The organism is Pseudomonas sp. o96-267 (genome assembly GCF_003935465.1).
Classification (GTDB): domain Bacteria; phylum Pseudomonadota; class Gammaproteobacteria; order Pseudomonadales; family Pseudomonadaceae; genus Aquipseudomonas; species Aquipseudomonas sediminis.
In genome coordinates this window covers 23,751-37,150 of the sequence record NZ_RHQP01000030.1, presented here as the reverse complement: position 1 = coordinate 37,150, position 13,400 = coordinate 23,751, and the positions used below count along the sequence as shown (strand labels likewise).

Sequence of the window (13,400 nt, the reverse complement as noted above, 5' to 3'; positions counted from 1 at the left end):
GCATCCGGGCTACGTCGCTGAGCGAGAGGGTCTGTCCGGCAATACCGAGTGGCCTGCCCTACCCTCTCCCCAGCCCTCTCCACTGGGCGTGCCCCCCATGAATAGGAGAGGGGGCAGACCGCGTGTGAACGAAACAACACTGTTAAACCCAGCCCAAGCCCACCAACAGCAGGTCGAGCAGCTTGATGCCGACGAAGGGCGCGACGAGCCCGCCCAGGCCGTAGATCAGCAGGTTGCGCCGCAACAGCTGGCCGGCGTCCAGCGCGGGGATGCGCACGCCGCGCAGCGCCAGCGGAATCAGCGCGACGATGATCAGCGCGTTGAACACGATGGCCGAGAGGATCGCGCTCTGCGGGCTGTGCAGCTGCATCAGGTTGAGCGCGCCGAGCTGCGGGTAGATGCCGGCGAACAGCGCCGGAAGGATGGCGAAGTACTTGGCCACGTCGTTGGCCACCGAGAAGGTGGTCAGCGCGCCGCGCGTCACCAGCAGCTCCTTGCCCACCTGCACCACGTCGATCAGCTTGGTCGGGTCGCTGTCCAGATCCACCAGGTTGGCGGCCTCACGGGCGGCCTGGGTGCCGTCGTTCATCGCCAGGCCGACGTCGGCCTGGGCCAGCGCCGGGGCGTCGTTGGCACCGTCGCCGCACATCGCCACCAGCTTGCCTTCGGCCTGCTCGGCGCGGATGCGCGCCAGCTTCTTCTCCGGCGTGGCCTCGGCGATCACGTCGTCCACACCCGCCTCGGCGGCGATGGCGGCGGCGGTCAGCGGGTTGTCGCCGGTCACCATGACGGTGCGGATGCCCATGGCGCGCAGCTCGGCGAAACGCTCGCGGATGCCCGGCTTGACCACGTCCTTGAGGTGGATGGCGCCGAGCAGGCGCCCATTCCCGGCCACCAGCAGCGGCGTGCCACCACTCTGGGCGATCTTCTCCACCTCGCGCGCCAGCGGCGCCGGCAAGTCGTCACGCCCCAGGTCGAGGTAGGCCAGCACGGCGTCCACCGCACCCTTGCGATAAGCCACACCGCGCACGTCGGCACCGGACAGGCGCGTCTCGGCGCTGAAAGCGATCAGCGTCATGCTGGCGCGGTCGGGCACATCCATCGTGTGCAGCGCCGACAGGTACTCGACGATGGACTTGCCCTCCGGCGTATCGTCGCCCTGCGAGGCCAGCAGCGCCGCCTCGGCCAGTTCCAGCGTGGACACACCCGGTGCCTTGACCATGGCGCTGCAACGGCGGTTGCCGAAGGTGATGGTACCGGTCTTGTCCAGCAGCAGGGTGTGCACGTCGCCGGCGGCCTCCACGGCGCGGCCGGACTTGGCAATGACGTTCAGGCGCACCAGGCGATCCATGCCGGCGATGCCGATGGCCGAGAGCAGGCCGCCGATGGTGGTCGGGATCAGCGTCACCAGCAGCGCCGCCAGGTAGATCAGCGGCAGATCGCCGTCGGCGAAACGGGCGAACGGCTGCAGCGTGGCCACCACCAGCAGGAAGATCAGAGTCAGGCCGATCAGCAGGATATCCAACGCCACTTCGTTGGGCGTCTTCTGCCGGCGCGCGCCTTCGACCAGGGCAATCATGCGGTCGAGGGTGGACTCGCCGGGGTTGGCGCGGATTCTGACCAGCAGCCAGTCCGACACCAGCCGGGTGTTGCCCGTCACTGCCGAGCGGTCGCCGCCGGACTCGCGGATTACCGGCGCGGATTCGCCGGTGATGGCGGCCTCGTTGACCGCCGCCACACCTTCGATCACCTCGCCGTCACCGGGGATCAGGTCACCGGCCTCGACCCGCACCACATCGCCCTTGCGCAGGCTGCTGGCCGGTACGGACTGGAACTGCGCACCGACCTGCTTGCTCGCCATCAGCCCCTGGCTGCCGGACTTGAGGCTGTCGGCGCGGGCCTTGCCACGGCCCTCGGCCAGTGCTTCGGCGAAGTTGGCGAAGAGCACGGTGAACCACAGCCACAGGGCGATCTGCACGCCCAGGGCGGTGCTCACCGCCGGGTTGGGGACCAAGCACAGCACGCTGGTGACCAGCGCTGTCAGCTCCACCACCAGCATCACTGGCGAGCGCACCAGTTGGCGCGGGGCGAGCTTGCCGAAGGCCTGCTTGAGGGCCGGGCGCCACAGCGCGCCGAGGCCGGTCTGCGGCTGGCTGCTGGACGATTTGACGCTGCGTTGCGCCGTTACGGGGGCATTCATCACGGTTTCTCCTTCAGAACGCCAGGTATTCGGCCAGCGGGCCCAGGGCCAGCGCCGGCATGAAGGTCAGGCCACCCACCAGGAGGATGGTCAAGGTCAGCAGCACGACGAACAGCGGCCCATGGGTGGGAAAACTGTTCTGCCCCTGCGGCGCCGCGCGCTTGGCCGCCAGGCTGCCGGCAATCGCCAGCACCGGCAGGATGTAGCCGAAGCGCCCGAGCAGCATGGCCAGGCCGAGCATCAGGTTGTGGTAGGGGGTGTCGGCGGTGAAGCCGGCGAAAGCCGAGCCGTTGTTGCCGGTGGCCGAGCCGTAGGCATACAGCGCCTGGCTGAAGCCATGCGGGCCGGGGTTGCCGATGGACGCCGCAGGCCCGGCGAAACTCACCGCCAGGGCGCCGAACACCAGCACGCCGACCGGCATCACCAGCAGCGTGGCGACCATCAGACGCACCTCGCGAGCCTCCAGCTTCTTGCCCAGGTAGGCCGGCGTGCGGCCAATCATCAGGCCGGCGAGGAACACCGCGATCAGCACGAACAGCAGCATGCCGTAGAGGCCCGCGCCGACGCCGCCGAAGACGATCTCGCCCAGCAGCATGTTGACCAGCGGCACCAGCCCGCCCAGGGCGCTGAAGCTGTCGTGCATCGCGTTCACCGAACCGTTGGACGCCGCCGTGGTGGTGGTCGCCCAGAGCGCCGAGGCGAAGCTGCCGAAGCGCGCCTCCTTGCCCTCCAGCGAGCCGACCTGCTCGATGGGCAGCCCCGCCAGCGCCGGGTTCGGCTGCAACTCCGCCCAGGCGCAAACAGCCAGGCCGATGACGAACAGCACCAGCATGCTGGCGAGGATCGCCCGACTCTGGCGCAGGTCACGCACGTAATGGCCGAAGGTGAACACCAGCGCCGCCGGAATCAGCAGGATCGACGCCAGCTCCAGCAGGTTGCTCAGCGCCGTGGGGTTCTCGAACGGATGCGCCGAGTTGACGCCGAAGAAGCCGCCGCCGTTGGTGCCCAGTTGCTTGATCGCAATCTGGCTGGCCGCCGGCCCCATCGGCAGGGTCTGCTCGCTGCCTTGCAGGGTAGTGGCCGAGACGTAGTCGCTGAAGTTTTGCGGCACGCCTTGCCACACCAGCAGCACCGCCAGCACCAGGCACAGCGGCAGCAGGCCGTAGAGCACGGCGCGGGTGATGTCGACCCAGAAATTGCCCAGGCGGTCGCTGGACTGCCGCGCCAGGCCCCGGCACAGCACCACCAGCACCGCCAGACCCACCGCCGGGCTGACGAAGTTCTGCACCCCGAGGCCGAGCATCTGGCTGAAATAGCTCAGCTGCGCCTCGCCGCTGTACGCCTGCCAATTGGTGTTGGTGACGAAGCTCACCGCCGTGTTGAACGCCAGTGGCAGGCTCAGTCCGGCGAGCTGCTGCGGGTTGAGCGGCAGAGCGCCCTGCAACAGCAGAATGCTCATCAGCACCAGCAGGCAGACCAGGGTGAAGGCCAGCAGCGCCAGAGCGTAACCGCGCCAGCTTTGCTCACGTTCCGGGTCGACGCCGGCCACGCGGTAGCACAGGCGCTCCACCGGCTGCAGCACCGGGCTGAGCCAGGTGCGCTGGCCCTCCATCACGCGGTAGAAGTAGCGTCCGAGAAAAGGTGCCGGCGCCAGCACCAGCAGGAAGAAGGCCGCCAGCAGCAGCCAGTCGTAGTCGTGCATGGCCGTCTCCTCAGCCACGCCCGGCGGTCAGCAGCGCCGACAGCAGGTAGGCGAAGAGGCCGACCACCAGGATCAGCGACACACCATCGATTGCGTTCATGTCCAAAGCTCCACGATGCGGGGAATCCGCTCGCGAGCATTGTCGAAAGGCTGGCCGTAAAGATTCGATTGGCACCCCGCCGCCGGGGCGTAAAGAAATCGTATTGATGCAGTGGGATCAGCCCTGTGGGAGGCGCTTCAGCGGCGACGGCACCGCTACGATGGCATGGGCACAGCCCCGTAGAGGGTGGGTTAGCGGCGCGAAACACCGCTACCACAGCCACGTACAAACTTGGCGCGCCGCGTAACCCACCAAGCGATGCCAGACCCATCCATCAAACCAACAGATGCGCCACCAGCCCGACTACAGCGCACCCTGCAATGGTCTCGATCACCCCACGCTTGAAGCCCAGCAACGCCACACCGGCGCCCAGGGTAATCAACGCCGACACCCAATCAAACGCCCCGGCAAAGCCCGCGGGCCAAAGCACGTGATAACCGAAGAACAGCGCCAGGTTGAGGATCACCCCCACCACAGCGGCCGTGATGCCAGTCAGCGGCGCGGTGAACGTCAACTGCCCGTGGGTCGACTCCACCAGCGGCCCGCCGGCGAGGATGAACAAAAACGACGGCAGGAAGGTGAACCAGGTGACCAGCACCGCCGCCAACGCGCCACCGGCGAAGGCCGAGTCGCCACCGAACACCGGCTGGCCATAGGCACCGACAAAGGCGACGAAAGCCACCACCATGATCAACGGCCCCGGCGTGGTCTCGCCCAGCGCCAGGCCATCGATCATCTGTCGCGGCGTCAGCCAGCCGTAGTGCTCGATGGCCCCTTGATACACATAGGGCAGCACCGCATAGGCTCCGCCGAAGGTCAGTAACGCAGCCTTGGTGAAGAACCAGCCCATCTGCGTCAGCGTGCCCTGCCAGCCGAACGCCAGGGTCAGCAGGCCCATCGGCAGCAGCCAGAGCAGCGCGCCGACCAACAGGATCAGCGCCAGGCGGCTGGAGCGAAAATGCGTGTGCGCCAGGCGCGTCTCGTCATCGATCAATGCCGGTGCATGCGCCCCGACCTTCTCGCCATGCCCGGCACCGACCGCGAAGTGCTGCGGCGCCAGTCGCCCACCGATGTACCCCACCAGCGCGGCGCCCAGCACGATCAGCGGGAACGGCAGCTGCAACGCGAAGATGGCCACGAAAGCCGCCGCCGCGATGGCCCACAGCCAGGCGTTCTTCAACACCCGCCCGCCGATACGCCAGGCCGCCTGTAGCACGATGGCCGTCACCGCCGGCTTGATGCCATAGAAGATCCCGGCCACCAGCGGTACATCGCCGAACACCAGATAGACCCAGGACAGCACAATCAGAATAAACCGCGACGGCAGCACGAACAGCGCCCCGGCAATCACCCCGCCCCAGGTGCGGTGCATCAACCAGCCAATATAAGTGGCCAACTGCTGCGCCTCCGGCCCCGGCAGCAACATGCAGTAATTCAGCGCATGCAGAAAACGCCGCTCGGACAGCCAGCGGCGCTTCTCCACCAACTCCTGGTGCATGATCGAAATCTGCCCGGCCGGCCCACCGAAACTGATCAGCCCCAGCTTCAACCAGAACCAGAAGGCCTGCAGCAAACTGACCGGGGCGGGACGCTCAGGGGAGTCGGACATCGAAGGGCTCCATCGGCGGATAAATCGACCGGGCACTATAGCCACGAAACATGACAACCGCACGACATCGAACGAAAAACCACCAGCCCCACGCAGCCCTTGCCCCACCTGGGCTGGAAGAGTTTTCCCGCATCTTATCCACAGCGCTTTCCCCAGTTTCTGTGCACGACACCCGGCAACAAGCCCCCGCCCTGCCCGGGTGTTGAAAATTCGAGCCAAGTGATTGATTAAAATTGATATTCCGTCTGGCAATAACGCCAGCAAAACGTCATTGAGCAAAAACTATACGGCTTACTGAGGCCCGCTTGAATGCTAGGTGCGGAGCGCTTTTGCAAAGGTTATCCACAGCGCTGTTAACAGAATTTGTGGGTGGTTATTGAGAGGTCTGGACCCGGGCTACGAAGGGCCAGCACGTGCGTCGCTGAGGTAGGAGGCTTCGTCGAGGTCATGGGTGACCAGCAGCACGGCGATCTCGTAGCGGGCGGCCAGTTCCACCATCAGGTTTATAGCCTTTTAAACTCATTCTGCAGCAACTCAGCAAATGCATCCTTGGCTCGGTGAAAACCTACATGCTTGTTCCATACAAAATAATTCTGCACAGGCGATAACTGGCTAAAGGTATAGCCACTGATATTCCCAATTTTCTTGAACTGTTCGAAAACCCCTACAGGTACCAGGGAAACGCCTGCCCCGGCACTGACGCAACCGAGGATGGTTCCATAACTGGCGATGCTGGTGATGGTAGCCGATACATTGTGTTCATTCAGCCATCCTTCCAGTGCACGCCGATATGGGCACCCCTCGGGCCACATGAATATGTTCATCTGCTCTAAATCCTGTGGCGTACGTATTACCCCGACAGAGGGAGATGCAATCATGACCAGCGGTTCCTTATAGACCTCCACCTGAGCAATATCTGGATGTGTTGTATGGACTGCGATGATTGCACCATCCAGGTTATGCCCTACCACATCATTGATTAATTGAGACCATGTTCCGGTGCTGAATTGCATCTGCACATCGGGATAAAGATGATGGTACTTGGATAATAAAATCGGTAATCGCCCTGTGGCTGCGGACTCGATAGCACCGATCTTCAGCACACCAGAGGGCACTGCATCCGGGGCAAGTGCTCTTTTGGCTTCCTGACACACAGCCAGAATCTTATTGGCATAGCCGAGAAACAACTCGCCCGAGGGGCTGATGACAAGCCCTCGCCCTTTACGAATGAATAGAGCCACACCCAACTCCTGCTCAAGGAGCTTGAGGCGGTTCGTAATATTCGAGGGAACGCAGTGCAACACTTTAGCGGCCTGTACGATGCTGCCGTGGTCGGCAACCACCTTGAACATTTTCAGCTGTGACAATTCCATTGCAACACCGCTCACTAAAAGTGAATAGACAACTGACTATAAGTTACTTGTTCAGCGCACTCAATCAACTTAGCGTTGTCGAGCCAACTCAGCCGTATTGAGCAAGCACCGCATTTAATATGCAATTCCTTTAAGGATAATTCCTTCCATGGACTTCACCATGCGCTAAACGCATGACAACGCCCGTTTAAATACACGCATGGGTATTCCGTTTCGCCCTATAAGCGAAATACCCACACCGTTACAACCTGTCAATGGATAGCCCTGTATGTCACCGCCCCTAATATCCCCAAACAGGGAAATGCATGATGAGCTTTGAGTACGTCATCGTTGCACTCGGTTTCTTTGCGTTCTGCGGTGGACTGATTGATGCGGCAGTTGGCGGCGGCGGCCTTGTGCAAGTGCCTGCACTTTTGCATGCATTACCGCAACATAGTTTGGCCACCGTGTTCGGCACGAACAAACTGGCGGTATTACTGGGAAATATTTCGTCTATCTCGGGCTACCTGAGAAGAATAAATATCGTCTGGACGCTCATGCTACCCACGATGATTTCTGCCTTCGTATTTTCTTTCCTGGGCGCCCTTTCGGTATCGCTCATTCCCAAAGCACTCATGGAATATGTCGTCTTTGTGCTCCTGATCGCCATGGCCATCCATACCTTTGTCAGGAAGGACTTTGGACAACACCAGGGCAACCTGCAACATGGCAGGCGAGATATTCTGCTCGGCATATTCTTCGGTGCACTACTCGGTTTTTACGATGGCGTATTCGGCCCCGGCAGTGGCAGCCTCTTGCTTTTCGTATTCGTCAGGTTCTTCGGTTTTGATTTCCTGAACGCTTCGGCCTCCGCCAAGCTCATCAACCTGGGGACGTTCAGCGCGGCGCTGCTGTTCTTCGCGCCATCAGGCAATGTGTTATGGCTGGCAGGCGGCATCGTAGGCCTGTGCAATATCGCCGGAGCGCTGACGGGCGTTTTCTTGGCCCTGCGTTACGGGAGTGGCTTCATCCGGATATTTTTCCTCATTTTGCTGCTCTTCCTGATTGGCAGAATGGGGCTTTCCCTATTTTTCTGATCATTCAGCCCTCCTGAAGGGCCTCGATGCTCAACCCGTGCCATGCGCTTTAATCAGCGAACGCTCATACGAATGAAACTATTGGTTCCAGGCCCACCATGCCTCGATGCCTCGAACAGATAAAGGCCCCGGATTTCATCCGGGCTACGCCTCAAAACGACGACGCTAGTTCACCTTCCCCGGCGACGCATCCTCGAAGCGATTCACCTTGCGCAGGCTCTTGAAGCCGAGCATCCAGCCGCCAGTCACGGTCAGGGTGCAGGCGCAGCCGATCAGCGCCGCCGGCACCACGCCGAACCAGGCGGCGCTGGTGCCGGCGCGGAATTCGCCGAGCTCGTTGGAAGAACCGATGAACAGCATGTTCACCGCGTTGACCCGGCCACGCATGGTGTCCGGGGTGGAGAACTGCACCAGTGAGGAGCGGATGTACATGCTCACCATGTCCGCACCGCCGGCCACCACCAGCGCGGCGAACGATAGCCAGAACAGGCTGGACAGCGCGAACACCAGGTTGGCCACGCCGAACAGCGCCACCGCGCCGAACATCACCAGCCCAACATGGCGGTTGAAGGGTTTCATGCTCAGGTACAGGCCGACCGACACTTCGCCGATGGCCATGGCGCTGCGCAGCAGACCAAGGCCCGTCGGCCCGACTTCCAGCACTTCCTGGGCGTAGATCGGCAGCAGCGCTATCACGCCACCCAGCAGCACGGCGAACAGGTCCAGCGAGATGGTGCCGAGGATGATCGGCCGCGTGCGGATGAAGTGGATGCCAGCAGTAAAACGCGCCCAGGCAGTGGACTCCAGCGCCTGCATTTTTTCCGCGTAGCGCACCGGTACCCGCAGCAGCAGTGCGGAGCCAGCGAGGAAGCAGGCCAGGCACACCGAGTAGGTCAACCCGCCGCCACCGATGGCGTACAGGCCGCCACCGATCACCGGCCCGGAAATGGTCGCGCCGCGCATGATCATGCTGTTGGCCGCAATGGCCGCAGCCAGGCGTTCGCGCGGCACGATCTGCGGCAACAGGCTCGATAGCGCCGGCCCGGTGAAGGCGCGGCCACAGCCGTAGAGCACCAGCACCGCGTAGTACCAACTGACGGCCGCCTCACTCAGCGACAACCACAGCAGCGCCGCCGCACACAGGCCCTCGACCAGCCAACTGAGCATGAGGATAAGCTTGCGGTCGTAGCGGTCGATCAGGTCGCCGGCGGGCATCAGCAGCACCAGCATGGGAATGAACTGGGCCAGGCCGACATAGGCCAGCGACAGCGGATCGCGCGTCAGGTCGTAGACCTGCCAGGCCACCACGATGGCCTGGATCTGAACGGCGAACACCACCACGATGCGAGCGATGAGAAACGGCAGGAAACCGGGAAGTCGGTAAACGGAAACAGGGGCAGCGGACACGGCGAAAATCTCGAGGCAAGACCGGCTAGTGCCGGACGAGGTAAGCCGGCCAATCTACGGGAAAGCTCCGCCACGGGGCAAACCCAGGAACAGGCTGTTGCGCAGATCGCGCCCTGGACCGCGCGGTGGCGTCAGACACACGAGCGCCTTACTGGACAACGCCGGGTGCCGCGCCTGGTTAGGTCACTGTAGGAGCGCCGCCCCGGCGTGAAGACGGATGCGGCCGTATCGCAATAGTGAGCTGCCGGCTCCATTCGCCGCGGGCGCGGCTCCTGCAGGTATTGGCAGCTCGGGGGATGCGGGAGGTCATTCCTCCCGCCAATATCCAGGCTAGACGAATGCCTGGTCGCCGAAACCTCGCGGCAGACGCTGCGGGCCTGGCAAGGCAGCCAGACGCGCCTCCCAGGAAGTGCGCCAGTCGTTGATGGCGCGGGCAGCCTTCTCGCGGCGGGCGGCACGGCGCGCGGCATTGCGTGAGTTACGTCGAGCTTCGGTGAACACTTCGGTCTTGCGGCAATTGCGGCATTTGACCTTGGCCAATTCGGTAGTGGCGGGCAGCTTTTCACCATGAGAACCACAGGCTAGGTGGCCAGAGACTTTGTAGTGCGTAACCATCGCGTTATCTCCTTGATTGTGGGTGCCCGACTGCAGCCAGCCGGTCTACACCCCTCAGGAAATGGGACTGTGCAAGCAGTACGCGGGTTCATTGCCATCGACCAAGGGGCATGCCGCCTCTGGCCGTGCGCCCCACCAAAGGGTTTTAATGCGCTCTTTTACCGGAACCTCACATGCCCCTGAGCCCCGACGAACTCACGCAGATCAGCGCTCTCACCCTGGCCCACTACCAGAGCAGCGCCGAGGATTTTCGCGAGGGCACGCGCGACCATGATGTGAGTCAGAACATTGCCGCCCTGCTGCGTCATATCGAAGCTGAAAAGCCCTGGCGTATCCTCGATTTCGGCTGTGGGCCAGGGCGTGACCTGCGCACTTTCAGCGGCCTCGGCCATACCGCCGTCGGCCTCGATGGTTGCGCCGAGTTCGTCGCCATGGCGCGTGCCGACAGCGGCTGCGAGGTGTGGCAGCAGAGCTTTCTCGAACTGGACCTGCCGGCTGGACATTTCGACGGCATCTTCGCCAACGCCAGCCTGTTCCACGTGCCGGATCAGGAGCTGCCGCGCGTGCTCGGCGAGCTGCATGCGGCGCTCAAGGCCGGTGGTGTGCTGTTCAGCTCCAACCCGCGCGGCGAGAATCAGGAGGGCTGGAACGGCCCACGCTACGGCAGCTACCACGACCTCGAACGCTGGCGCGCACGGCTCACGGCAGCCGGTTTCGTCGAGCTGGAGCACTACTACCGCCCCGCCGGCCTGCCACGCGACCAGCAACCCTGGCTGGCCAGCGTGTGGCGGCGACTCGGTTGAGGTTCACCGCCGCAAGGCATGCCAGGGCGCTCGCTCGGGACAGCCAGGCGCCTGGCAGTTCCCTGCCTCGCCCTAGTCGAGTACAGGGCGGAAGAAGCTGCGCTCGTAGCTGAGGACGCAGCGCGTCTCCTCGGCGTACTTGAACGCCGCCTGGCACTCGGCGTCGACGAATGAGTCCTGACGGTAGCGCTCGTAGTCGGTCAGGCTGGGAAAACTGAACAGTGCCAGCGCGACGTTATTGGCCCCCTCGGACGGCAGGAAATAGCCATGGTGCGTACCGCCGAATTTCTCTACCAAGGGAATCCACAGTTTCGCGTAGCGCTCGAATTCCTCGAGTTTGTAGGGGTCGACGATGTAGCGCAGGTAGCAAGTGATCATGGCAGTCCTTCCTTGCGGGCATGTTCGATGAGCGCGCGATATAAACACGGCTCGGCCGGCAGATGCATCTGCTACGGAACGAAATCGCCTTCGCCAACAACCGCCCGCTGCAGAGCACCGAGCATCGGCGCCCCAGTGCCCGCGAAGCGCTTCAAGTTGTACCTGGCTGGAGGGCACCGGCACGGCTTCGCGACAACATCAGCGCCAGGCCTGCGACCCAGATCACCGAGATACCGTAGTTGATACGCTGGTACAGGCCGAACGAATGCCCGGTCTCGACGGCCTGGGCCATCAGCACCACAGTGGCCACGGCCAACACGGTGCAGGCGAGGGAAAACAGACCGAAGCCGCGAGCGCCCATCAGGCGTTTACTCGCAAAGGCCCAGAGCAGGCTGGCCAGGGTCAGCGATAGGAACATCACCAGCCCGGCCAGGTTGTGCATCTGCTGCGAGAAGGACGGCTGTACTGGCGCACATCCCTGGTCGCAGGGGAAATAACCAGTGGCGAAGCTGGCCAGCCCATGGACGAGAATCAGCCCGGCACTGAACAGCGCCAACCGCGAGCCGCGCAGCCGACGCAGCACGCCCACGGCGAAGAGCACAAAGAGCACGCCCAGCGGCAGGTTATTGACCCAGGCCGAGAAGCCCTGGGTGGGTGAGCCCTGCGCTCCAAGCTGGCTCATGGCCTGATCCAGATGGCTGTAATCGGGGTACGCCAGCGCCGTCAGCAACACGCCGAAGAACAGCCAGAACGGTATCAGCACGCCCAGGCCAAGCAACATCCGATCAAGGTTTTTCATTCGTCCCTGCTCCTTGCGGGTAGTGGGGGCCCCTTGCCCCCGCGGTGAGTCGGCTAACGGGTCTTGAGCGACGGCAGCAGCGCGGTGAGGATGCCCAGCAGCGGCAGGAAGGAGCACAGCAGGAACACCTCCTCGATGCCGTGGATGTCCGCCAGGTAGCCGAGCAGCGCTCCGCCAATACCGCCAAAGCCGAACATCAGACCGAAGAACAGCCCGGCGATCATGCCGACGTTGCCCGGCATCAGCTCCTGGGCGAAGACCACGATGGCGGAGAACGCCGAGGCCAGGATGAAGCCGATCACCATGCTCAGCACGCCGGTCCAGAACAGGTCGACGTGCGGCAACAGCAGGGAGAACGGCGCCACGCCGAGGATGGAGAACCAGATCACCTGCTTGCGCCCGATGCGGTCGCCGATCGGCCCGCCGAAGAAGGTGCCGGCCGCCACCGCGCCGAGGAACAGGAACAGGTAGAGCTGCGAGCTGGCCACCGACAGGTCGAACTTCTCGATCAGGAAGAAGGTGAAATAGCTGGTGAAGCTGGCCATGTAGAAGTATTTGGAGAACACCAACAGCGCCAGGATCAGCAAGGCGAACTTCACCCGCCCGGACGACAGGCCATGAGTAGCCATGCCGCCCTGCTTGAGTTTGAACAGCGTCAGGTGGTGGCGATACCAACGGCTCAGGCCATATAGCACGACGATGGCGAAGGCGGCGAACAGGCCGAACCAGGCGACGTTACCCTGGCCGTAGGGAATGATGATCGCCGCCGCCAGCAGCGGGCCGAAGGCGGTACCGGCGTTGCCGCCGACCTGGAAGGTGGACTGCGCCAGGCCGTAGCGTCCGCCCGATGCGAGGCGGGCGATGCGCGACGCCTCGGGATGGAAGGTCGAGGAACCGATGCCCACCAATGCTGCGGCCATGAGGATCGCCGGAAAGCTGCCGACGAAGGCCAACATGAGGATGCCGACCAGGGTACACAGCGAACCGGCCGGCAATAGCCAGGGCTTGGGATGGCGGTCGGTGTGATAGCCCACCCAGGGCTGCAGCAGCGAGGCGGTGAGCTGGAAGGTCAGGGTGATCAGGCCGATCTGGGCGAAGCTCAGGCCGTAGTTGAGCTTGAGCATCGGGTAGATGGCGGGCAACACCGCCTGGATCAGGTCGTTGATCAGGTGCGCCAGGGCGCAGGCGCCGATCACGCGCATCACCAGAGGGCTGGCCTGGCTGACGGGCGAGGCGCCGGCCAGGGGCGTAGCGGCAGGACTGCTGGACATGCTTGAAGCTTCCGAACGAGGTGAGGAACGGCGCTATGCTAGGCTCCGCTCAATCGCCTGTCTCACG

At 63.3% G+C, this 13,400-nt stretch carries 12 protein-coding genes; 2 read left to right on the top strand and 10 right to left on the bottom strand.

Translation table 11 applies throughout. The annotated features are described in order from the left end of the window. Positions 1-142: 142 nt before the first annotated feature. The 5 genes from kdpB to EGJ86_RS18925 form a co-directional block, all read right to left on the bottom strand. Entirely contained in the window at positions 143-2,200 is a 2,058-nt protein-coding gene (gene kdpB, locus EGJ86_RS18950; protein WP_125836187.1) for a potassium-transporting ATPase subunit KdpB, read from the bottom strand. Positions 2,201-2,213: 13 nt separating this feature from the next. Then, positions 2,214-3,902, bottom strand: coding sequence for a potassium-transporting ATPase subunit KdpA (gene kdpA, locus EGJ86_RS18945; protein ID WP_125836186.1), 1,689 nt, complete (start codon positions 3,900-3,902; stop codon positions 2,214-2,216). 10 nt (positions 3,903-3,912) lie between these two features. After that, the gene (locus EGJ86_RS18940) at positions 3,913-4,002 is read right to left on the bottom strand and encodes a hypothetical protein (protein WP_021490657.1); all 90 of its coding nucleotides are present in this window, start codon (positions 4,000-4,002) and stop codon (positions 3,913-3,915) included. A 274-nt stretch (positions 4,003-4,276) separates the two neighbouring features. Beyond that, on the bottom strand, positions 4,277-5,611 hold the full coding sequence (gene chrA / locus EGJ86_RS18935; RefSeq protein WP_125836185.1) for a chromate efflux transporter: 1,335 nt from the start codon (positions 5,609-5,611) through the stop codon (positions 4,277-4,279). A 503-nt stretch (positions 5,612-6,114) separates the two neighbouring features. After that, positions 6,115-6,984 (bottom strand): LysR family transcriptional regulator, encoded by an 870-nt coding sequence (locus EGJ86_RS18925; RefSeq protein ID WP_125836184.1) that lies wholly within the window; start codon positions 6,982-6,984, stop codon positions 6,115-6,117. Positions 6,985-7,292: 308 nt separating this feature from the next. Here EGJ86_RS18925 and EGJ86_RS18920 point away from each other — a divergent pair, with 308 nt between their 5' ends. Beyond that, on the top strand, positions 7,293-8,060 hold the full coding sequence (locus tag EGJ86_RS18920) for a TSUP family transporter (RefSeq protein WP_125836183.1): 768 nt from the start codon (positions 7,293-7,295) through the stop codon (positions 8,058-8,060). Between the two features lie 165 nt (positions 8,061-8,225). Here the strand turns inward: EGJ86_RS18920 and EGJ86_RS18915 are convergent, their stop codons facing one another. Together EGJ86_RS18915 and EGJ86_RS18910 are read right to left on the bottom strand one after the other, a co-directional pair. Then, positions 8,226-9,467: an MFS transporter gene (locus EGJ86_RS18915; protein ID WP_125836182.1), complete on the bottom strand. Its 1,242-nt coding sequence runs from the start codon at positions 9,465-9,467 to the stop codon at positions 8,226-8,228. 330 nt (positions 9,468-9,797) lie between these two features. After that, positions 9,798-10,082: a hypothetical protein gene (locus EGJ86_RS18910; protein WP_125836181.1), complete on the bottom strand. Its 285-nt coding sequence runs from the start codon at positions 10,080-10,082 to the stop codon at positions 9,798-9,800. Between the two features lie 173 nt (positions 10,083-10,255). Here EGJ86_RS18910 and EGJ86_RS18905 point away from each other — a divergent pair, with 173 nt between their 5' ends. Further along, positions 10,256-10,885: a bifunctional 2-polyprenyl-6-hydroxyphenol methylase/3-demethylubiquinol 3-O-methyltransferase UbiG gene (locus tag EGJ86_RS18905; protein ID WP_125836180.1), complete on the top strand. Its 630-nt coding sequence runs from the start codon at positions 10,256-10,258 to the stop codon at positions 10,883-10,885. A gap of 72 nt (positions 10,886-10,957) precedes the next feature. Here the strand turns inward: EGJ86_RS18905 and EGJ86_RS18900 are convergent, their stop codons facing one another. From EGJ86_RS18900 to EGJ86_RS18890, 3 genes are all read right to left on the bottom strand, one after another. Next, a complete protein-coding gene (locus EGJ86_RS18900) occupies positions 10,958-11,263 on the bottom strand; it encodes an NIPSNAP family protein (RefSeq protein ID WP_125836179.1) in 306 nt (101 codons plus the stop codon). Between the two features lie 151 nt (positions 11,264-11,414). Then, on the bottom strand, positions 11,415-12,062 hold the full coding sequence (locus EGJ86_RS18895; protein ID WP_125836178.1) for a DUF998 domain-containing protein: 648 nt from the start codon (positions 12,060-12,062) through the stop codon (positions 11,415-11,417). A gap of 53 nt (positions 12,063-12,115) precedes the next feature. Next, positions 12,116-13,333 carry an MFS transporter gene (locus EGJ86_RS18890; protein WP_125836177.1) on the bottom strand — a complete coding sequence of 406 codons (1,218 nt, stop codon included), beginning with the start codon at positions 13,331-13,333 and terminating at the stop codon, positions 12,116-12,118. Between the last annotated feature and the right edge of the window lie 67 nt (positions 13,334-13,400).